Origin of the sequence: Alkalibaculum bacchi (genome assembly GCF_003317055.1) — a bacterium.
GTDB classification, from domain to species: Bacteria; Bacillota; Clostridia; order Eubacteriales; family Alkalibacteraceae; genus Alkalibaculum; species Alkalibaculum bacchi.
On record NZ_QNRX01000018.1, the window covers coordinates 38,895 to 60,169 of the forward strand.

General features: G+C 33.4%; 19 protein-coding genes. 12 read left to right on the forward strand and 7 right to left on the reverse strand.

The window, feature by feature from the left end:
* Positions 1 to 97: 97 nt before the first annotated feature.
* The 4 genes from DES36_RS12125 to DES36_RS12140 all read right to left on the reverse strand — a co-directional run bounded on the left by DES36_RS12125 (position 98) and on the right by DES36_RS12140 (position 5,349).
* Positions 98 to 886: a formate/nitrite transporter family protein gene (locus DES36_RS12125; RefSeq protein ID WP_113921475.1), complete on the reverse strand. Its 789-nt coding sequence runs from the start codon at positions 884 to 886 to the stop codon at positions 98 to 100.
* 447 nt (positions 887 to 1,333) lie between these two features.
* Positions 1,334 to 2,524: an MFS transporter gene (locus DES36_RS12130; protein ID WP_113921476.1), complete on the reverse strand. Its 1,191-nt coding sequence runs from the start codon at positions 2,522 to 2,524 to the stop codon at positions 1,334 to 1,336.
* 333 nt (positions 2,525 to 2,857) lie between these two features.
* Complete coding sequence (locus DES36_RS12135; RefSeq protein WP_113921477.1) at positions 2,858 to 4,444, reverse strand: ABC transporter permease; 1,587 nt, start codon at positions 4,442 to 4,444, stop codon at positions 2,858 to 2,860.
* A gap of 2 nt (positions 4,445 to 4,446) precedes the next feature.
* Positions 4,447 to 5,349: an ABC transporter ATP-binding protein gene (locus DES36_RS12140; protein ID WP_113921478.1), complete on the reverse strand. Its 903-nt coding sequence runs from the start codon at positions 5,347 to 5,349 to the stop codon at positions 4,447 to 4,449.
* A 252-nt stretch (positions 5,350 to 5,601) separates the two neighbouring features.
* On the opposite strand from DES36_RS12140, the gene DES36_RS12145 reads away from it, so the two are divergent.
* From DES36_RS12145 to DES36_RS12165, 5 genes are all read left to right on the forward strand, one after another.
* Positions 5,602 to 6,075, forward strand: a complete 474-nt coding sequence (locus tag DES36_RS12145; protein ID WP_113921479.1) for a GAF domain-containing protein — start codon at positions 5,602 to 5,604, stop codon at positions 6,073 to 6,075.
* 61 nt (positions 6,076 to 6,136) lie between these two features.
* A complete protein-coding gene (locus DES36_RS12150) occupies positions 6,137 to 6,808 on the forward strand; it encodes a response regulator transcription factor (RefSeq protein WP_113921480.1) in 672 nt (223 codons plus the stop codon).
* Entirely contained in the window at positions 6,808 to 7,815 is a 1,008-nt protein-coding gene (locus DES36_RS12155) for a sensor histidine kinase (RefSeq protein WP_113921481.1), read from the forward strand. The genes DES36_RS12150 and DES36_RS12155 overlap by 1 nt, the downstream gene beginning before the upstream one ends.
* A 110-nt stretch (positions 7,816 to 7,925) precedes the next feature.
* Positions 7,926 to 8,693: an ABC transporter ATP-binding protein gene (locus DES36_RS12160; RefSeq protein WP_113921482.1), complete on the forward strand. Its 768-nt coding sequence runs from the start codon at positions 7,926 to 7,928 to the stop codon at positions 8,691 to 8,693.
* Positions 8,686 to 10,659, forward strand: coding sequence for an ABC transporter permease (locus tag DES36_RS12165; RefSeq protein ID WP_113921483.1), 1,974 nt, complete (start codon positions 8,686 to 8,688; stop codon positions 10,657 to 10,659). Before DES36_RS12160 ends, DES36_RS12165 begins: the two co-directional genes overlap by 8 nt.
* Before the next feature lie 167 nt (positions 10,660 to 10,826).
* Here DES36_RS12165 and DES36_RS15380 read toward each other — a convergent pair whose 3' ends face one another.
* Positions 10,827 to 11,615 (reverse strand): CAP domain-containing protein, encoded by a 789-nt coding sequence (locus DES36_RS15380; RefSeq protein WP_113921484.1) that lies wholly within the window; start codon positions 11,613 to 11,615, stop codon positions 10,827 to 10,829.
* 209 nt (positions 11,616 to 11,824) lie between these two features.
* Here DES36_RS15380 and DES36_RS12175 point away from each other — a divergent pair, with 209 nt between their 5' ends.
* The gene (locus DES36_RS12175) at positions 11,825 to 13,054 is read left to right on the forward strand and encodes an MFS transporter (RefSeq protein ID WP_113921485.1); all 1,230 of its coding nucleotides are present in this window, start codon (positions 11,825 to 11,827) and stop codon (positions 13,052 to 13,054) included.
* 291 nt (positions 13,055 to 13,345) lie between these two features.
* Here the strand turns inward: DES36_RS12175 and DES36_RS12180 are convergent, their stop codons facing one another.
* Entirely contained in the window at positions 13,346 to 13,882 is a 537-nt protein-coding gene (locus DES36_RS12180; protein WP_242981765.1) for a nitroreductase family protein, read from the reverse strand.
* A 441-nt stretch (positions 13,883 to 14,323) separates the two neighbouring features.
* On the opposite strand from DES36_RS12180, the gene DES36_RS12185 reads away from it, so the two are divergent.
* Positions 14,324 to 15,622, forward strand: a complete 1,299-nt coding sequence (locus DES36_RS12185) for a glycoside hydrolase family 1 protein (RefSeq protein ID WP_113921487.1) — start codon at positions 14,324 to 14,326, stop codon at positions 15,620 to 15,622.
* Positions 15,623 to 15,872: 250 nt separating this feature from the next.
* On the opposite strand, the gene liaF is transcribed toward DES36_RS12185, so the two are convergent.
* Positions 15,873 to 16,598: a cell wall-active antibiotics response protein LiaF gene (gene liaF / locus DES36_RS12190; RefSeq protein WP_113921488.1), complete on the reverse strand. Its 726-nt coding sequence runs from the start codon at positions 16,596 to 16,598 to the stop codon at positions 15,873 to 15,875.
* Positions 16,599 to 16,814: 216 nt separating this feature from the next.
* On the opposite strand from liaF, the gene DES36_RS12195 reads away from it, so the two are divergent.
* The 5 genes from DES36_RS12195 to DES36_RS12215 all read left to right on the forward strand — a co-directional run bounded on the left by DES36_RS12195 (position 16,815) and on the right by DES36_RS12215 (position 21,197).
* A complete protein-coding gene (locus DES36_RS12195) occupies positions 16,815 to 18,188 on the forward strand; it encodes an MATE family efflux transporter (RefSeq protein WP_242981766.1) in 1,374 nt (457 codons plus the stop codon).
* 39 nt (positions 18,189 to 18,227) lie between these two features.
* On the forward strand, positions 18,228 to 18,833 hold the full coding sequence (locus DES36_RS12200; protein WP_242981767.1) for a DUF5662 family protein: 606 nt from the start codon (positions 18,228 to 18,230) through the stop codon (positions 18,831 to 18,833).
* An 83-nt stretch (positions 18,834 to 18,916) separates the two neighbouring features.
* Positions 18,917 to 19,243, forward strand: a complete 327-nt coding sequence (locus DES36_RS12205) for a (2Fe-2S)-binding protein (protein WP_113921489.1) — start codon at positions 18,917 to 18,919, stop codon at positions 19,241 to 19,243.
* Positions 19,244 to 19,520: 277 nt separating this feature from the next.
* Positions 19,521 to 20,525 carry a uroporphyrinogen decarboxylase family protein gene (locus DES36_RS12210; RefSeq protein WP_113921490.1) on the forward strand — a complete coding sequence of 335 codons (1,005 nt, stop codon included), beginning with the start codon at positions 19,521 to 19,523 and terminating at the stop codon, positions 20,523 to 20,525.
* Positions 20,526 to 20,843: 318 nt separating this feature from the next.
* The gene (locus tag DES36_RS12215; protein WP_113921491.1) at positions 20,844 to 21,197 is read left to right on the forward strand and encodes an arsenate reductase family protein; all 354 of its coding nucleotides are present in this window, start codon (positions 20,844 to 20,846) and stop codon (positions 21,195 to 21,197) included.
* Positions 21,198 to 21,275: the final 78 nt, after the last annotated feature.

The following is a 21,275-nucleotide window of genomic DNA, read 5'->3' on the forward strand; positions in this document are numbered from 1 at the left end:
TGAATCGATTACAAATTCACACTGGTACTTTTATATTAAACTATTATTAACAAACTATTAAGTATTATTTGTGATATAATTTCAAATTTACAATATTTTAATTGCTTTCAATAGCTTCTGATTTTTTCGTATCACGAGCTATAGAGAGATAAGGAAGAGCTACAAAAACGATACCACCAATCATATTACCTATAGTAACAAAAAAGAGATTGTAGAAGTAACCAGATAAGGTTATAGCATGACCAGCTGGGTTTAATAGTCCCATAGTTAAAGTGCTCATATTAGCAACACTATGCTCGAAGCCCATTGCGACGAAAGGATATATACACCAAAAGACCATAATTAACTTGCCACTCTCTGATTTAGCACGAGTAGCACTCCATACAGCTAAACATACTAGAATATTACAGAAAATAGCGCGAATAAATAATTGCCCTAAAGGAATAGTCATTTTTGCATAAGCAGTAGCTGCAACAGCTTCTGTCATTCCTTCGAAATTAAGTCCTGAAGCGTAGAATGCCACAGCCGCTAATATAGAACCAATCCAATTACCTACATAACACATTAACCAAACTTTTGCTGTCTCTTTCCACGTTACAGTACCTTTAATAGAGCCTACAGCCATAACAAAGTTATTTCCTGTAAACAATTCTGCTCCCGCGATGATAACTAGACTCAAACCAACACAAAAGCTAAATCCTTGTATTAGTTTTACAAAAGGTATACCAGTCATCATTCCTGCTACGCAACCTATAAGAATTGATCCAAATCCTATAAACATACCTGACATCATGGCTGAAATTAAATAGCCCATAGGATTATCTCTTAAAAAGGTCCATTTTTTCTTCGCAGCAGTTGCTACACTAAGAATTTCTTCTTGAAACATGAGTGCACCCCCAAAAATTATTTGTGATTAATTTATTAATAAAATTATCACAAACTACATTTAAAATATACCATAAACTATTAAATAATACTAGCATTATTTGCTATTTTTATAATTTTCTATATCATCTTTGTCATGAGAATAAATGCAATATTTTTAGTAGCTTATTACAGGAATTTAAGGGGAAAAGGCATATGTAATTTCTATATGGGAATATTATCCAGTAAATATTTGTTGGTTTTATAATTTTCTATATCATCTTTGTCATTGGAATAAACGCAATATTAGTAGTGGTTTATTATAAGAATTTAAGGGGAAAAGACATATATTAATTGCGATATAATGGTATTTACTGTAATAATATCCATTAAAGTATTAGGTGAATTTGAAAAGTAAAATTATAAAAAAAAGAAGCCGTAAGATAAACTCTACGACCCCTTAGGGATATTATGCAGGAAATGCTCCCGCTTCTTCTTTACGAATACTTACATCGACAACTTTTGAAGTCATGAAGAATACGATGGCCATGAGAATAGCACCAATAGCATAGGTCCATTTAATTTCTGAGTTTTGTATAACGATACCGTTTACAAAGGTACCTAAAGCACCCCCTCCAAACAGACCAAATGATACCAAAGACATAACGGTTCCCCTTAATTGAGGCATAAGACCTTGAGCGATTGTCGTAAGGGTAGAGTGAATAGATATAAAGGCGTAACCAAATCCAAATAATCCAATCGACAAGAGTAGCGGTGTAGTGGCAAAGAATAATATAGCTAAAGAAACAGTTCCTAGGATTGCTGCAGCAGGCACGAATTTCTTATTGTATTTTTGTCGTAGTCGCGGTGCTAATCTTCCTCCAATAACGGTGCCCAGTCCAAAAACGGTTAGGATTAAGCCCACTGTTAAAATATTGTATCCTGTATGATCCGTAATAAACTGACCGGAATAAGTAAAAGTTCCAAAAACACTAAAGCCAACTAAAAAAATGGTGCAAATAACTTTGACTAATTCCTTATTCGCAAATGCCTTCTTATATACTCCTACAATATCCAATTTATTTATGACACCAGGCTCTTTTTCTAGAGATTTTAGCATCATAAAGGCAACAATTAATTCTAGGAAACCATAAATAAAGTAAACGGCTCGCCAAGAACCAAAATAAGCGATGGCTCCTCCTATAGCTGTGGCAGATGCACCACCAAGAAACATCATCCCAAAGAATTTTGCTATCCATTTTTGTCTGTTTTTATCTGTACAACATCCACCTATAAAAGCAATAGAAACTGGGAAAATTCCTGCGCCAAAGGCTCCATTGACAGACCTGAAAAAGATTAAAGATGGTAGATTATAAGATAATGCACCCAGCATACTAAATATGGCGGTTCCAAAAGCAGCTATATTGATAATCCTAGTCTTTCCAAATCGATCGCCTAAAGGACCAAAAAAAATAGTAAAAATTCCAAAACAAAGCATATAGGATGTTACAGAGAGTCCAGTTTGGGTAATCGTAATGTTTAAATCTTTGGATATATTGATCAGTAATGGAGCCACTGCATAATTATCTCCATTTGCTAAAAAACCCATAAATCCCAGGATACTAATTGTAACAATAAATTTTTCAGTATCGTCTTTCAAATTTCTTCCCTCCAAATTATCTTTTCGTTACATACTTGCTGTGTTTTTTATATAAACAATCATAGGAGATGATTGCTGCGACATATAAAGTAATGTAAGTGTACCTACTTTTCAAATGGAAAAACTTAGAATATCCCTTTAAAGGGTATCACTTATAATATTTTAATGCAAGGGTATTGTTTTATAATATTATAATAAATGTATAATTATAATTTAATTACAACTAATGAGATAAAATAGTAAAAGAAGAACCCACTATCAGCTGTGGGTTTTTATGTATTAATGATAATGAGATAGAAGTTTAATGTGTATAGTAGATAACGTGGTACTGCTTTACTGTATATCTCTCTTATTGTACCCAGTAAATCCAACAAATCCTAAAAATAAAGCTAGCGCACTTAAAGCGTATACAGGGGTCCAGTTTATTAGGTCTTGAGATATTTCTGGTATATGGTTAAATGTAGATAGATCATTTAGCCACTGAGGAAAGTCTAGGAGATTTCCAAGGTATAATACTATAAAAGTAAAAACAATATATAGCCATACAAGGCTACTGCCTTTAGACCACGTCCCAACGAATAGAAGGCTTAGTCCGATTATGACCCAAATTGCTGGTAAATAGATAAATACCTCTACCATAGTATTGCCTAATACAAGGTTTTGCTCCATGACTCCTATGGAAGTAAGATAGAGCCCTAATCCAATGGAGCCTTGCATGATGATCGTAGAGAAAAAGGCAATAATCGTATGATTACTCATTACTTTATTTCGAGAAAGGGCGCGACTGTAGAAGTTTTCCATAAGCCCTAGTTTTTCGTCCTTTTTTAGCCTTAAAATCGTCAGTACTGCAGGTATGGCTGTAAAGATAGACATAATTTGAATGAGCATAGTAATAAAACGCTGTGTCATATCTGTCTCATCACCCTGAGGTAGAAAGGCTTGAAGGTATTCCATATCTGAAAAATAAGTCTCTAAATCTCCGAGTATGGCACCAAAAGCTGCGCTCATGAGAAAAATCCCGAGAGTCCAAACAATAATACTATTTCTTTCTAATTTCCAAGTTAAGCCTAATGATGTTTTTAAATACCACGGAGCTCGTTGTCTACCACTGCGAGTAGGTAGTATTCCTACATTAATATCTCTCTTTATGTTTAGGTATAAAGCTAAACCAGCAAATATTACCCCAGTTACTATTAATGCGAGTACAGGCCACCACTCATTATCCACAAATACTCCTGTTCGAACAGTCCACCCTAGTGGGGAAATAAGGGCAAGCCCTTCTAAGCTGACATCTCCTATTGCTCGGAAGATATAAAACACAATAAGTGCACCAAAAGATAGGCTAGATGTTCCTCTAGAAGTATCTGAAAGTTGGGCAAAGAAAGACGTCAGTCCAGCAAAACATAAGCCTGTTGCCCCTAAAATAGCACCATATAGAAAAGAAGATTCCCATGTACCCCCTTCAAGCCCCACTAGACCTAAGCCAATACCCGTAAGTATACTTAGGAGCAGATTAAGCATTAGAATCTTAATTCCAGAAGCCATGAGATAAGATAATCGACCTGTAGGCAAAGCGCGAATCATTTCAAGCCTACCTTCTTCTTCATCTTTACGAGTGCTTGAACTGACAAAGAGGATATTCATAATGATGACTGCAATAGTTGTAAAAAGGAGCATCTCAGTAGCAAGGGCAGCGCCAAGATTGTACTTTTCAACATCGTATCCAGGGCCTAGCATGGCTTTCATGGCTGGATTATCCATGGTCAAAGCAAAGCCGTAAAGTTCTTCTTTTGTTTTATATACATCGCCATAAGCAAAGGCTACGCTAACAGTAGTAGCTACTATAGAAATAATCCATATGGTAATTTTTAAAGCATTTTGGCGTACCAAAAGCTTGATAAGCTTTCCAGTTCCGTTCATAGTTACTTATCCCCTTTACTAGAATGATTGCCTTCATAGTGACGCATAAACAAATCCTCTAAAGTAGGAGGAGAACATTCTAATTTAAGGATTTCAAATGTGCTTAAGTAAGAAATGATCTTTCCAATTTCCTCAGTATCGGCCTGAAATTCTAAATGGTTACTATTTTGTGCTATATTGTGAATCCCTTTTATATTTTCTATTCCATCTAGAGTTTTCCTAGTTGAGACAGTCACCTTTGTTCTCGTCAAGTGGCGCATTTCATCTAAAGTACCTTTTTCAATAATTTGTCCTTCACGAATAATGGCAACCCGGTCGCATAATTTTTCTACTTCTGAAAGGATATGGCTAGATAATAGGACGCTTTTTCCTTGTTTTTTGACGTTTAAGACACATTCCTGAAATATGCGTTCCATAAGAGGGTCTAGTCCTGAAGTAGGTTCATCTAATATGTACAAATCTGATTGGGAAGCAAAGGCTGAGATTAGTGCGATTTTCTGGCGATTTCCTTTCGAATAAGCCCGACATTTTTTGCTTGGATCTAAGTCAAAGAGCTCAATCAGTTCATCTCTCTTTTTCTGGCTACTATTGCCACGTATACTTAAAAACAGGTCAATAACTTCTCCTCCTGTCAGATTTGGCCAAAGATTTGCTTCGCCTGGCACATAGGAGATTCTTTTATGAATTTCAACAGCGTCTTTCCAAGCATCTTTATTCATAATAGTAACTTGACCAGATGTAGGTTTAAGCATGCCCAAAAGGACTCGAATTGTTGTGGATTTACCAGCTCCATTTGGACCAATAAAACCATATATTTCACCTGGATCCATGCTTAAATCGATATTATTTAGTGCAGTAAACTTACCAAATTTTTTCGTCAAGCCTTTGATTTCAACAAAAATCATAATATCCCTCTTTCTTGATTATAATTATACTAATTTAATTATAATTCTATATATCTCATTTTAGCATAGGGGAAGGGTACATTCACTCATTTATTGTAAGAATCGAACATTACAATAAAATGTAGGATAAATTATTATCTAGGGTATCATTCACATCTTAATCTATGAGATTTTATTATATTCTTACTATCTTGCTTATGATAAAATAATAAGGATTAAAATAACAGAATTAATATACTTATGAGGTGGATTATGGAACAGAAAGCAAAAAAATATGAACTGATTTTGAAGCAAATAGAAGGACTTATTAAGAATGAAAAAGATTGGCTTGCTAATTGTGCCAATTCTGCTGCTCTTCTATTTCATAGTATGGAAGATATCAATTGGGCAGGATTTTATTTATATAAAGAAGGGCAACTCGTTCTTGGTCCTTTTCAAGGAAATTTAGCTTGTATTCGAATAGCTATGGGCAAAGGAGTATGTGGCACATCTGCACAGGAGAGAAAGACTGTAATCGTAAAAGATGTACACGAGTTTGAAGGTCATATTGCCTGTGACGCTGCCTCTAATTCGGAAATCGTTGTACCAATTATAAAAGGAGATCAATTAATAGGAGTACTCGATATAGATAGCCCACTTACAAATCGTTTTGATGAGGTAGATGGTAAATATTTAGAGGAGTTTGTCGAGATACTCAATCAATATTGTCAATGGACTGTTAATTAATAGAGCATGAAAATATTGTGATTATATATAGTGAACTATATTATATAAAGGGGGACAATAAATGTATAAAATCATAATTGTAGAAGATGACATTACTATAGCAAAAACCATTGCAGAATATCTCCGTAGATGGGATTATAATGTTACATACATTAAGGACTTTAAGAAAATAACAGAACAAGTAATTCAGTTTGATCCACAGCTTATATTACTAGATGTGATGTTGCCTTACTATAATGGATTTTACTGGTGCTCTGAAATACGAAAATTGTCTAAAGTACCTATTATATTTATCTCCTCAGCGAGTGATAAAATGAATATCGTAATGGCGATGAATATGGGTGGAGACGATTTTATTGCAAAACCCTTTGATTTAGATGTCTTGACGGCGAAGATTAATGCCCTTATGAGGAGAACCTACTCCTTTCAAGGACAAGTTAACTATATAGAGCACAATGGGGTCATACTTAATCTTAGCGATACGACGGTTTCATATGATGATAAAAGAATCGAACTGACTAAAAATGATTATAAGATTATTCAGATTCTTATGGAAAACCTAGGTAAAGTTGTTACTCGTGAGGAAATTATGCAGCGATTATGGGAAAATGACCATTTTGTCGATGACAATACATTAACTGTAAATATTAATAGATTACGTAAGAAACTCTCGGAGATTGCCTTAAAGGATTTTATTATTACCAAAAAGGGCATTGGATATATGGTGAAATAATGAAAGATTATATAGATGTTTTATTTTTTTACATAAGGGCAAAGCGAAATATAATACTTGCTTTAGCAGGGGCTTATCTAATTTTTTTAATGGTATTTGCTTTATATTCCTTACCATTTGAGTCCATAAATTATACATTTGTTTTAATTTGTGCTTTTATCTTTATAATCGGCGTAGTTGATTTTAGATCTTTTTATAAAAAACATAATTTTTTAAAGAGACTTAAGACAGGTATAATGATAGCAGATTATAAATTGCCTGTTTCGAAAGAACTGATAGAAAAAGATTATCAGGAACTCATTCAGATTATTGATAAAAATCGATTAGACATTGTAAATGAAAAGGATAAATCTTATAGTGAAATGATCGATTATTATACGATATGGGCGCATCAAATAAAAACCCCTATAGCTGCAATGAGATTATTATTGCAATCGGAAAAAAGCAATCTTCATATGGAGCTATTAGATCAATTGTTTAAGGTCGAACAATATGTAGAAATGGTACTACAATATCTTCGAATTGAAAGTATAAGCTCGGATCTTGTTTTTAGAAGGTATCCTCTTGACAGTATTATAAAACAGGCGATAAAAAAATACTCTAGTACTTTTATACGCAAAAAAATTAAGCTTAATTATGAAGAAATTCATATAGATATTTTAACAGATGAAAAATGGCTCGTATTTGTTATAGAACAAATATTGTCAAATGCCCTTAAGTATACAAATAAAGGACAAATTTCAATATATATGGACCATCAATTACCACAGACATTAATAATAGAGGACACAGGCATAGGAATAGCAGAGGAAGATCTGCCTCGTATATTTGAAAAAGGCTATACAGGTTTTAATGGACGTAGTGATAAAAAATCTACTGGTATAGGACTTTATCTATGCAAAAGGATCTTAAATAAGCTGTCACATACTATTAATATTGAATCATTCATAGATAAAGGTACTAAAGTGAAAATAGGTCTTGATGCAATAGATATGCTTATAGAATGACAAACTTACTAAAATGTAAGATTGAAAGAGAAAATGTAAGCCAAAGAAATGGCAGTACGTTTTCTCTTTCTTTATAATGAACAGGAAGATGAAATAAGGAGGATATCAATATGCCACTTTTAGAGGTAAGTAATTTAAAAAAAATATATACAACCAGATTTGGAGGAGCTCCTGTTCAGGCACTTACAAATGTAAATTTTTCTGTAGAACAGGGAGAGTATATAGCTATAATGGGAGAATCTGGTTCCGGAAAGACGACTTTATTAAATATTTTAGCTGCATTAGATAAACCAACTAATGGAGATGTTTTGTTAAATGGCAAGAGCCTTTTATCAATAAAGGAAAAAGAAATATCAGCTTTTAGACGAGATAATTTAGGATTTGTATTTCAAGACTTTAATTTACTAGACACTTTTTCCATTGAAGATAATATCTTTTTGCCCCTTGTACTCGCAGGAAAAAGCTATGAGGAAATGAGCAATAAACTAAAATCTATCGCCAAACAGCTTGAAATTGATGAAATATTAAAAAAATTTCCTTATGAAGTATCAGGAGGTCAAAAGCAAAGAACAGCTATTGCTCGTGCTTTGATTACAGAGCCTCATATTATACTTGCCGATGAACCAACGGGTGCTCTTGACTCTCGCGCTTCAGAAAAACTACTAAAGATCTTTACTAAAATTAACAACGACGGTCAGACCATTCTAATGGTTACACACAGTACAAAGGCTGCAAGTCATGCAAAGAGGGTGCTATTTATAAGAGATGGAGAAGTGTTTCATCAAATATATAAAGCCTCTAGTACGAATGAAGAAATGTATCAAAAAATCTCAGATACACTTACATTAATTGCTACAGGTGGTGCAAGAGATGAGTAAGGGATTTTATGCTAAACTTGCACTAAATAATATAAAAAAGAACTCAAGAGGATATATACCTTACTTGTTGACCTGTATTGGGACGATTATTATGTTTTACAATATGTGTTATTTAGCAGTTGTAAAAGATATTGGGCACATGAGTGATAGTCAATCCTTAAGACAAATGTTGTTCCTTGGAGCCATAATTATTGGTATATTTTCTGTAATATTTCTTATCTATACCAATAGTTTTTTAATTAAGCAGAGAAAAAAAGAATTTGGGCTATTTAATATATTGGGAATGGAAAAAAGACATATTGCTAAAATTATGATCTTTGAAACCCTTTTTATAGCTATAGTAAGCTTTATAATCGGCATTTTAAGTGGTATTCTTTTAAGTAAGCTAATAATCTTATTGCTTTTTAAAATATTGAACTATAATGTAGTATTTGGATTTGAAGTTCCCATAACTGCTGTAATAGCAACACTTTTGGTATTCGGAAGCATCTTTATATTAAACCTTGTATTTAATATAATCCAAGTACACCGTTCAAAACCAATTGAGCTATTAAAAGGTTCAGATGTAGGTGAAAAGGAGCCAAAAACAAAATGGTTATTAGCCTTAGCTGGAGGTATAAGCTTAAGTATTGGGTATTATCTAGCTTTGTCTACAGATAATGCAGTAGCAGCATTAAATGTGTTTTTTATAGCAGTTTTATTTGTGATGTTTGGAACTCATTGTTTATTTAATGCGGGAAGTATAGCCATACTAAAAGCTCTGCGTAAAAATAAGAAATACTATTATCAAACAAATCATTTTATATCTATATCAGGTATGATTTATCGCATGAAGCAAAATGCAGCAGGTCTTGCTAATATTTGCATTTTATCTACTGCAGTGATCATTACACTATCTACTACAGTATCTCTATATGTGGGAATGGAAGATTTGCTCCGCACGAGATATCCTAGAAATATAATAGTCAGCGCATCAGATATTTCTGATGAAACAGCTTTTAGAATGAATCATATTATTCAAAATCAAATAGAAAAAGGAAATCACTCCGTCGAAAATAATATAAGATATAGACCTATGAGCTTTATAACATCACAAAATGGCTCGTCCTTTACGAAGATGGATGAGAATAACTTCTCCTATAATGATTTAGCCCTATTGGGATTTACTACCCTAAAGGATTATAATGAATCAGAAAATAAAAACGTAACGTTAAAAGAAGGAGAAGCTTTATTATATACAATACATGGAGAGGTACCAAGTGATAAAATAACCTTAAATAATTATGAGCTCAATATAAAAGAAAGAATAAGCGCCTTTGCATATGAGGGTGAAACGGCTGCGACCTTATCCAATAGTTATTTATTAGTAATAGATAGCTTAGATACTATTAAGCAGATTTATAGCTCTTTAGAAGGAAATACCAATATGCCTGAGCTATCCTATTACTATGGCTTTGATGTAATTGGGGAGAGCGAGGACGAAATAGAGCTTACTACTTCGATACAAAATGCCCTAAGTGATTTAGAAATAGATATAAGTGTAGAAGGTGCAGAAATCAACAGATCTAGTTTTTACACAGTATATGGTGGACTGTTTTTCTTGGGTTTATTTATAGGTTTGTTGTTTATTATGGCTACAGTTCTAATAATATACTATAAGCAGGTGGCCGAAGGTTTTGATGATAAGGAAAGATATGAAATTATGAAAAAGGTAGGTTTAAGCCACAAGGAAATAAAACAATCCATTCATTCCCAGGTAATAACTGTTTTTTTCTTACCATTAGTTACAGCAATCATTCATATTGCTTTTGCTTTTAATGTTATTACTGAATTGCTCTCTATCTTTAATTTAACCAATATATCTTTATTTGCTATTTGTATAGCTATAACGATACTTGTTTTTGTAGTATTTTATATAGCTGTTTATTTCCTAACAGCAAGAACATATTATAAGATTGTAAGTTAAGATAAAAAAATCATATACTTTAGCTATAAAAAGCCTCCTGAATTTAGGAGGCCTTTTATACTATACTATACTATACTTAGAAAATTCTATTTTCTATTCAAGCAATCATTATTTACTTAGTGTTGCAAATTGATCCCAAAGAAAGCCCCTAAAGCTAGTGAATATTATTATCCTATAAACATTTGTGTCCAGTGAGCTGTTCCACTAGGGCTTACAGCGTAACCAACACCTATTTCGGTAAAATTAGGGTTTAAGATGTTTTTTCTATGCCCTTCAGAATTCATCCAACCATTTACTACTTGTTGCGCTGTTTTTTGACCTTTTGCTATGTTTTCACCAGCTGTTCTATAGCTGATTCCAAAGCTTTTCATCATGTCAAATGGTGAACCATATGTAGGTGACTGATGGTCAAAGTAGTTTTTGTCAATCATGTCTTGAGATTTCGCTCTAGCTACACTTGATAATTCAATATTCGCTTTAAATGGTGCTAAACCATTTTTTTGTCTTTCTTGATTTGTAAGATGGATTACTTCCTGTTCAAATGCATTTAGTGAACTATTTTGTTTAGGTGCTTGATTTTGCTCTGTGGTATCTTTTTTGTCTTCTGTTTTACTTGGTGCTGTAGGACTTGTATCCTTTTTCTCTTCTGTTTTACTTGGCGTTGCTGGAGTTACATCTTTCTTGTCTTCTGTATTCTTTGTATTTGTAGTTGGTGCTTCTTTTTGACCTTCAACAGTATCCTGTTTTGGAGCAGTATCTTGTTTTGAACCATTTTTTGCATTTATTATAGACGCTATGTACTTTTGAACATCCTCTCTTTTTAATATATTATTGAAAGAATATCTATTATTGACATTATTATCTGGGCACTTTGTGACTGTAGCTGCTCCTACGCTACTTGGAATCATTGTAGCTAATACCAGTCCTATTGTAACAGCTTTTCTAAGTTTATTCATTTGTACTTCCTCCTTTTGTTTGTTACATCTTGTATACATTATAGTTACAATTATGATGTAATTCAAGTGGTAAATGGTGGCAGATATATTGAAATATACTTAATATTTGATTTTGTATAAATAATGAGTCATTTATTGTATAATGAAAAGATGTTTAAAAAATTCATAGACGTAATTGCTAAACATAGCAAAAATAAGGGGGAAGATACGTGAATACGAACTGGAAAAGAAATATTATTTTATTTGTAATAAGTCAGTCTATTTCTCTTTTTGGTTCATCTCTAGTCCAATACGCAATTATGTGGTATATCACTCTGAATACTCAGTCAGGGGTTATGATGACTATATCGATTATCTGCGGATTTCTGCCTACATTCTTCTTATCGCCATTTGCAGGAGTATGGGCAGATCAATATGACAGAAAGAAATTAATAGCGATCTCTGATGGATTAATTGCAGGAGTTACTTTTATTATGGCCTTGTTCTTTTATTCAGGAAAGGAATCTTTAGGATTATTATTTATGGTATCGGGGATACGGGCGCTAGGGACAGCAATACAAACACCAGCGGTTAACGCCTTTATTCCACAGCTAGTACCTGAAGAACACCTTATGAGAGTTAATGGCATAAATGGAAGCATACAGTCCATAATTTTTCTTCTTTCACCGATGATAAGCGGAGCTTTGTTGACATTAGCAACTATAGAGGTCATATTCTTAATAGACATCATCACAGCCATCACAGCCATAGGGATTTTGATTTGGTGCTTAAAAGTCCCTCCTCACAAAAAGATGGATAAAGGTGCAAAGATAGATTATTTTAAAGATTTGAGTAAGGGATTTACTTATATTCAAAATAATAAATATGTAAAAAGTTTCTTTACTTACGATGCCATATATTTATTTTTAGTGACGCCAGTGGCTTTTTTGACACCATTACAAGTAACTCGTCGATTTGGGCAGGATGTATGGAGACTAACTGCTATTGAAATTGCCTTTTCTCTAGGTATGATTCTTGGGGGAATACTTATGACCACCTGGGGTGGGTTTAAAAATAGGGTACACTCTATGGTTTTTTCTTGCTTCATTTCAGGATTTTTTACATTATTAATAGGTGTAGCACCTAATTTTGTATTGTACCTTTTATTTACTATGCTAATAGGTGTAGTCATGCCAATCTTTAATACCCCGGCTATAGTATTATTGCAGGAAAAGGTAGAACCTGATTATTTAGGGAGAATTTTTGGAGTATTATCAATGATATCTAGTTCAGTAATGCCTATGGGCATGCTTTTATTCGGCCCCATTGCGGATATTATAGACATAGGGTGGCTCTTAATTGTTACAGGTGCTTTACTAAGTTTCCAAACGATCTTTATGGTCAAAAATAAGACTCTAATAGAAGCGGGGAAACCGCCTTCTAAGAGCTGTATATTGTAGATTCTAAGTTCTAAGTAGAATTTTTAGTCACTGTCGGTGATTTTGTAGAAAATAAGAATTAGTATAGTAAAACGAGTCATTTCACTATACTTCTTTAAAGAGGCTTAAATAATTCTAAATTCTAAATTTTTTAATTGTCCAAAGGGCATAACCCGTCCAACCAAAAAAGAAGAGGCTTAACCTCTTCTTTTTTAATAAGTTATTGTTTTTAATCAAGCTCTGTTCAAGTGCTACAAATCAAGTGTAATGGTTATCATTGGTATCCTAGAAGGTTATATTAGATATTAGAAATTATGCCATTTCTGATGTATCATGGTACATATTGATATGTATTCGTTCACAATCTGTTTCTTTTCTGATATAAGGTTCTTTTTCTTCATCACTATACCCTAAAGCGACAATACACTCAACTTCATAATTATCAGGTATATTAAGGATCGTTTTGATATAATCTTCTGCAGATTCGTGATTACTCCTCTTACGATTTCGAATTTGAGTCCAGCAAGTTCCAAGGCCTTCATCATAAGCCGCTAATTGAATAGTATAAGCTGCGATGGTTAAATCTTCAATCCACACATCTGATACTTCTGTTTCTGAAAGGACTACAATAGCAGCAGGTGCATCTGCTAAAAATTGAGAACGCTGATCTCTACATGCAGATAGCTGTTTTAAGATTTCCCTATCTGTTATTACAATAAATTCGCATAATTTTCTGCTAGTAGAAGTAGGAGCGACTAAAGCGTTTTCAAGGATGCTATCTAATACTTCTTGTTCGATGGCTTGATCCTTGTACTTTTTAACACCTCTTCGTCTTAAAAAATCTTTCATGATTATATTACCCCCTAAAGATGGTATCGTTGAATTATTATTTGGTTATGACAATAATATAGTATATAACAAATCCCTCATGTAAAGCCATTTAGTCGTATCCATAAACCAATATATAAAATTCATACTCTAATTATACCAAATTGAGAGATTAGTACAAGCTATGGTAATTATATAACAATCAATATCATTTGCTTTATTTGCTAATAGCACTCTTTTATTCAAGTAGAATAAATTAATAATAGCCGATTATAAAAGCAAAAAGTCAAAGTAAAGACAGAATTTTCCACCAAACACAAAAAAGGTAAATGCTTTTATAGATTGGCTTGTTAAAAAAATGCTAAAAACAATTAATAGTCAATATCTAACAATAGTCGACAAAGAGTAAAGGATCGTTTAGTAATTGTTTAACCATCTGTTGTTTGATACGAGGAGGAATTTATGAAAGCTTTCAAATTAGGCAATGACTTCATATTTGGTACAGCAACATCTAGTACTCAAATTGAAGGAGGAGATAAAAATAACACTTGGTATGAATGGAGTAAAGAGGGGAAAATCAGGGATTTAAGTAGCCCATTTACAGCCTGTGATCATTGGAATAGAGTGGAAAAAGACATCGGTTTACTAATAGAATTACATGTTCAATCTCATAGAATGAGTTTAGAATGGAGCAGAATAGAACCTGAGCCTGGTCAGTTTTCAAAAGATGCAATCGACCATTATAGGAAAGAAATCAAATTACTGTTAAAAAATAATATTGAGCCCCTCATTACTCTACACCATTTCTCAGATCCTTTGTGGTTTAAGGATATGGGTGGTTGGATGGAAGCAGAAAATATAGAGTTTTTTACGGAATATGTTGAATACGTAGTTAAAAATATTGGGGACTTAGTATGTCAATGGGTGACGATTAACGAGCCTAATGTTTATTCAACTCTAGGCTATGCTATAGGGATTTTTCCACCTGGACAACGAAATATATTTAAATGTTTTAAGGTAATGCGAAATTTAATCAAAGCCCATATCAAAGTATACGATTTAATACATGAAACAAGAGAAAGAGAAGGATACCAAGGGAAGACCATAGTTGGCTATGCTTTGCATATAAGAATATTTGATGGTCTAAGCTTTTTGGGAAAGAAAACAGCTCAATGTTTAGATTATATATTTCACACCTTATCAATAGTAGGTATGACTACTGGTCATTTGAAATTTCCATTATCAGAGAAGGGATATATAAATAAAAGAAGAACAACAGACTTCATAGGAGTAAATTTTTATACGAGAAATATTGTTGAATTCATATTATGTCCATCTTTTTATTTTTATCATTTATTAAATGATAAAGATTTGTCAAAAAATGACCAAGGATGGGATATATACCCGGAAGGAATCTACAGAGTTTGTAAAAAATATTATAAGAAATATGAGTTGCCGATCTATATTACAGAAAACGGCATAAGTGATCGTTATGACAATCGAAGACCTAAATATATAGGAAATCATCTATTCCAGATAAAAAGAGCAATTGATGAGGGAGTTGATATACAGAGATATTATCATTGGTCTTTAATGGATAATTTTGAGTGGATAGATGGAGAAACTGGCAGATTTGGCTTATATCACTGCAATTTTCAAACCCAAAAGCGCACTCCTAGAAAAAGTGCAATGTTATATGCGGAAATTTGTTATTATAAAGAGGTCACACAGAAAATGATTGAAGAATTTTCACTAGAATAAAGCATAATAAGAGCAAAGTCTGCAAAAAATAGGCTTTGCTCTTCATAGTTAATTTGTAGCGATCCCTTGACCTGTGAGACTTGACCCTATCAATGGTGGCTGTTCGCTGATAGCTAAAGTCCACAGGCACTTTCTTATGAAATAGGAAACCTCCTTTTGACTTTCGCTCTTGCTTAAGTCATCCTGAGCGTAAGCGAAGGATCTTGACCCAAAAAGAATACGGGACTAAAGACCAACTAATTGCTAGCGACTAATGCGCTACAGGCACTTTCTTATGACGTATTTCAATACCGCCTAATATAGCACGGGAGTAGAATTTTACTGTTTTATTTGAAGGGATTGGGCTTTTCTGCAAATAGGAAGTATTTGCAATAATTCCACCTGTTGATTTATTAATCAGCTCAACCCCTCCTAAAATAGCTGTGCCTTCACATTCTATATTAATATCTTCTGGAACAATGATTTCAACTCCACCCATTATTGCAGTTAAATCCACAATAGTCTCTTCTTGGGGGATTTCTGCTAAAGTTAAATCAAGCTCGATACCACCCCAAAAGGCGACAAATGAACTATCTTTTAGAACCCATTTCTCTGATTTTTTCTCGACAGATCCTAGTATTGCAAAATTAGATTTGCCATTTCCTTTTTTTCCAAAAACTAAATTAATACCTACTAGTATTAATATTACTGGCCATAGTAAGCTCCAAAATGAATCCATATTAATATGGAATAGATCCATATTATTGCCAATCAAAATAATGCCAAATGCAATAAATACGATACCAGACAATATCTCTCCTGTACTTCCCCTATTTAATAAAAAACGTGCTCCAATAAATATGAAAATTATAGGCCAATAGGTAGAAAATAAGTCTTCTAAATTAATATCTACTAATCCAATACTATTTAATAATAAAACAATACCTAATAGAATAATAAAGGATCCCATAAGTAGATTGCCTTTTGAACGAAGCATAAAACTCCCCCTTTGTAATGATTTGAATAATTACTTTATTATACTATAATTAGTACCATAATAGCTCTTGTTTAGGAAAGTTTACTTAAATTTAACGGTAGGAGCTTACTAGATCCTCACTACAGCTTGATTTTGAACAGTCTTACTGATTTGTAGTTATTTACTAAAGTATGATAGAATAGAAAAGTGAAAATATCGTTAGAAAGTGGTAGTAAATTGAAAAATGTAATGACAGCAGATGAAAAATTCAAGAAGATGACGGAAGCACCTATTAATAAATTAGTTTTATCTCTGGCCATTCCTACTATAATCAGCATGTTAACATCATCTATATACAATATGGCAGATACATTCTTTGTCAGTCAGATTAGCACAAGTGCCTCAGGCGCAGTTGGAGTGGCTTTTCCTTTGATGATGATCATTCAGGCAATTGGTTTTACTTTAGGTATGGGCTCAGGAAATTACATATCTAGATTATTAGGTCAAAAGGACCGTGAGTATTCCTCAAAAGTACTGGCAACAGGATTTTTTACTGCATTAATTGTAGGAGTGATCCTAGCTATAATAGGCATTTTACTATTAGATCCCTTAGTTTACATGCTTGGTGCTACAGAGACCATCGCTCCCTACGCGAAAGATTATATACAGTACATTTTATTAGGAATGCCTTTTATGATTACTTCTTTTGTACTAAATGGAACTCTTCGTTTTCAAGGAAGCGCTTTTTATTCCATGATTGGCATTACAACAGGTGGTATTATAAATGTAATACTAGACCCTATATTAATTTTTAAGTTTAACATGGGCACAGGTGGTGCAGCATTAGCTACTGTAATAAGTCAGTTTATCAGTTTTTGTATCCTCGTATACAATTCAAGTATTGGTGGAAATATTAAAATCAAATTCTCTGATTTTACACCAAAGTGGGTAATGTATAAGGAAATCCTTCGTGGGGGCTTGCCATCCTTTTACAGGCAGGCCTTAGGTAGTGTGGCTATGATTTTCCTAAACTTTAGTGCAGGCTTTTATGGGGACGCAGCCATAGCTGCTATGACCATTGTGGGTCGAGTTATCCATTTTGCAATTTCTGTTATGCTCGGTCTTGGGCAAGGGTTTCAACCTGTGTGCGGGTTTAACTATGGCGCTAAACACTATGACAGAGTATTAAAGGCCTTTTGGTTTACAGTAAAGCTGTCCATAACTGTACTGAGTTTACTAGGACTTATAGGATTGATCACATCACCTTCTATTATCACTGTATTTCGAAAAGAGGATTTAGAGGTTATTTCTATTGGTTCATTAGCTCTTAGGTTACAGTGTTTAACTTTGCCACTATCAGCGTGGATTATCATGACGAATATGCTAGTGCAAACAATCGGCAAGGCCAAAGAGGCAACCCTTGTGTCTATATCAAGACAAGGATTGTTTTTTATACCATCTATATTGATTTTACCAAGAATCTTTGGTCTAGTAGGGGTACAAATTAGTCAGCCTGTTTCAGATTTGCTCTCCTTTGTAGTAGCATTGATTGTTGGAAGGAACGTTTTACTAGAAATAAAAGAAGCTATAAAAGAGGAAAATCAATCATAGTATATAGTATACTTATATTAAAAAATGGAGATAAATTAAATGAAATGGTTACAGCATTTTCGTACAATCACTCGACATAAATGGCTCGTCATGAAACACTGCTTTCGCGTTGGACTGTATAAGCAAGGATTTCTTCATGATTTATCAAAATATTCCTGGACTGAGTTTTCCATAGGGGCGAAGTATTTTCAAGGGTATCGAAGTCCTAATGCTGCGGAAATTGAAGAAAAAGGGTACAGCACAGCTTGGCTCCATCATAAAGGAAGAAACAAGCATCATCCTGAGTATTGGACAGATTATAATGCAAGAGGAGATCATTCTTATTCACCAATAAAAATGCCCACAAAATACGTTGTAGAGATGTTCTGTGATCGGGTGGCAGCAAATAAAATTTACAAAACAGAGACATACCAAGATAGTGATCCTTTAGCATATTTTGAAAGAACAAAAGCTCATCTAATAATCCACGAGGAATCTAGTGAGTTGCTTAGAAAATTGCTCACTATGCTCAAAGACCATGGAGAAGAAAAAACATTCCTATATATTCGAGAAAATATCGTAAGAAAAGAAGGAGAAAACCTCACCTTCCCAAGTTTAAACAAAGAGCATTTGTCTGAGGAGTTTTCGACTACAAACAAAGAGTAGAATAAAGATGAAAAGATTATATTTGATTATATGATCATTTTTTCCTATAATAATACATTAGAATAAGTAAAGGAGTGTATAAAATGGCAGGTAATAGAACGATATGTATAGCCAACAATGTTGATTATTCATCAATAAGAAAAGCAATGTGCGAAGGCGCAAGAACAGTAGAAGATGTAAAAGAAAAAGCAGGCGTCTGTGGCGAATGTGAAGGATGCAAAACAGAATTAGAAGGTGTATTATCTTCTGTGTGTGGATGTAAGGAAGTTTCCTTAGAAGCTGTAGTCAATGCGGTAAAAAACGGCGCTGATACAATTGATAAGGTTGGAGAAGTTACAGAAGCTGGAACTGGTGAAGATTGTGGCAGATGTAAAGCGTTAATCGCTAATATTATTGAATTAGGATACTAAAGTATATTTTACTACGAGGATAGAATTCTTTTCTATCCTCGTTTTTGTATTAAGAAAGTTTTGCTATTCTATTTGTTATTAATCTCAATAAGATTAAAAATATTAAAAGAATTACAATTATATTGACGTATATGGCAAAATTATGTACAATTAAATTATAAAGCTAAGGATTTAATAAATCATACATATAGTACAATAGTGGTTCAAATCTTTAAAAGACATTTATTTGCAATGGAATGTATTTTATATGAGTAAATAATAATAGTAGGAGGTCAGTATGAATTTAAGAGAAAATGCTATGGCAATTTACAATGGGGAGCAACCAGATTTTTATGGGGATTTAATGGCAGCAGTCGAATTTATTATAGATCCTCTTTTGGAAAGAGACGCTTTAATTCCTCAGGACGGAAAAGAGTACATAGACTCATGGGGAACAGTAAAAGTGTTTTTGCCAGGGGCTCCTGGGGCACATCCTCATTTAACTCCAGAAAATATTGTAATTAAGGATATTGAAAAGTGGGAAGAACAGATTAGCGTGCCTTCAATAGATGCGTTTGATTATTCAAAAGTAAGAGATCAAGCAGCTTCTATTGATAGAGAAAAAAAATTAGTCTGTTTCTTTTGCCCTGTTGGGATCTTTGAGCGAAGTCATTTCCTAATGGGAATGGAAAATGCCCTTATAAATTATCTTGAGTATCCAGATGAAATGAAGGCTATGCTTAGAGTGATTACAGATCATAAAATAGCTTATATTAAAAAAATTGGCGAAGAATGTCATCCAGATATTATTTTCTATCATGATGATTGGGGTACAAAACAAAATTTATTTTTGCCACCTTCTGTTTGGCGAGAAATCATCAAACCTCTTCAAAAGGAGATTGCTGACGTCATTCACGAATGTGGAATGATCTATATGCACCATGCAGATTGTATATGCCAACCTATTGTAGAAGATATGGTGGAAATTGGTGTAGATATATGGCAGGGTGTAATCGCTCAAAATGACATCGTAGAAATTCAACGAATTACAGAAGGAAAATTAGCCATGGTTGGGGGTATAGATGCGCCCAAAATCGATATTGAGAATATAACAGAAGAAGAAATCAGAGCAGAAGTAAGACGCGCAATCGATACCTATTGCCCAGCAGGACGCTTTTACCCTTCTATTCCTAATGCAGTGTGCTATAGAGAATGGAATAATTCCATCGTTATGGACGAACTAGAATCCTATGGGCGAAAATTTGCAGAGGAACATCCTATTCAAAAAACACAGTCTATTTAATGTTTTTAGATTGTAATGACATTTGTTCATCTAATAAAATTGTATTAAACATCTATAAACAGATTCATTTAATGGTCTTCTATGATAAAATTATCCTAAAAGACTATTTTACTTTATAGTAAATCCATACTTTGTGTATATTCAAATTATTGCATGCAAATGCTACCTCTGGTTGCTAAATGACCCGAAAAGAATGCAAAATACTGATAGCTTAACATTTAAGACAAGCAAAATATTTCTGTGGCAATAACGAGATTTCTACATAAAAAGCCATAATTATTCATAAAATGCATATCTAATATTGAAAGGAGAAGATAAATGAAATTCCAATTTATATGTTATTCAAAATGTAGTACATGTACGAAAGCGAAAAAATGGCTAGAAGCAAATCATATCGAATTTGAAGAAAGACCTATTAAAGACGAGAATCCAACAGTAGATGAGTTAAGAGAATGGATACCTAAGAGCGGTTACCCAATCAAAAGGTTTTTTAACACTAGTGGAAAAATATATAGAGACCTCAACCTAAAAGACCGCTTACCACAAATGACAGGGGAAGAACAAGTAAAGCTTTTAGCAACGGATGGAATGTTGGTTAAAAGGCCTATTCTTGTAGGTGATGATATTGTTTTAGTTGGTTTTAAAGAAGAAGAATGGAAACAAATTCTATAGTTTGTAAAGTGCTTTGCAAAAGGTCTTCCTTATAAGGAGGACTTTTTATATGCTCATTTTAAAGTGGGTCTAAATTTG

What these genes read in the sequence shown, in the direction of transcription:
- DES36_RS12125 (WP_113921475.1), bottom strand. Translation starts at nt 886, where the DNA reads ATGTTTCAAGAAGAAATTCTTAGTGTAGCAACTGCTGCGAAGAAAAAA.
- DES36_RS12135 (WP_113921477.1), bottom strand. Translation starts at nt 4,444, where the DNA reads ATGAACGGAACTGGAAAGCTTATCAAGCTTTTGGTACGCCAAAATGCT.
- DES36_RS12140 (WP_113921478.1), bottom strand. Translation starts at nt 5,349, where the DNA reads ATGATTTTTGTTGAAATCAAAGGCTTGACGAAAAAATTTGGTAAGTTT.
- DES36_RS12145 (WP_113921479.1), top strand. Translation starts at nt 5,602, where the DNA reads ATGGAACAGAAAGCAAAAAAATATGAACTGATTTTGAAGCAAATAGAA.
- DES36_RS12150 (WP_113921480.1), top strand. Translation starts at nt 6,137, where the DNA reads ATGTATAAAATCATAATTGTAGAAGATGACATTACTATAGCAAAAACC.
- DES36_RS12155 (WP_113921481.1), top strand. Translation starts at nt 6,808, where the DNA reads ATGAAAGATTATATAGATGTTTTATTTTTTTACATAAGGGCAAAGCGA.
- DES36_RS12160 (WP_113921482.1), top strand. Translation starts at nt 7,926, where the DNA reads ATGCCACTTTTAGAGGTAAGTAATTTAAAAAAAATATATACAACCAGA.
- DES36_RS12165 (WP_113921483.1), top strand. Translation starts at nt 8,686, where the DNA reads ATGAGTAAGGGATTTTATGCTAAACTTGCACTAAATAATATAAAAAAG.
- DES36_RS15380 (WP_113921484.1), bottom strand. Translation starts at nt 11,615, where the DNA reads ATGAATAAACTTAGAAAAGCTGTTACAATAGGACTGGTATTAGCTACA.
- DES36_RS12180 (WP_242981765.1), bottom strand. Translation starts at nt 13,882, where the DNA reads ATGAAAGATTTTTTAAGACGAAGAGGTGTTAAAAAGTACAAGGATCAA.
- DES36_RS12185 (WP_113921487.1), top strand. Translation starts at nt 14,324, where the DNA reads ATGAAAGCTTTCAAATTAGGCAATGACTTCATATTTGGTACAGCAACA.
- liaF (WP_113921488.1), bottom strand. Translation starts at nt 16,598, where the DNA reads ATGCTTCGTTCAAAAGGCAATCTACTTATGGGATCCTTTATTATTCTA.
- DES36_RS12200 (WP_242981767.1), top strand. Translation starts at nt 18,228, where the DNA reads ATGAAATGGTTACAGCATTTTCGTACAATCACTCGACATAAATGGCTC.
- DES36_RS12205 (WP_113921489.1), top strand. Translation starts at nt 18,917, where the DNA reads ATGGCAGGTAATAGAACGATATGTATAGCCAACAATGTTGATTATTCA.
- DES36_RS12210 (WP_113921490.1), top strand. Translation starts at nt 19,521, where the DNA reads ATGAATTTAAGAGAAAATGCTATGGCAATTTACAATGGGGAGCAACCA.
- DES36_RS12215 (WP_113921491.1), top strand. Translation starts at nt 20,844, where the DNA reads ATGAAATTCCAATTTATATGTTATTCAAAATGTAGTACATGTACGAAA.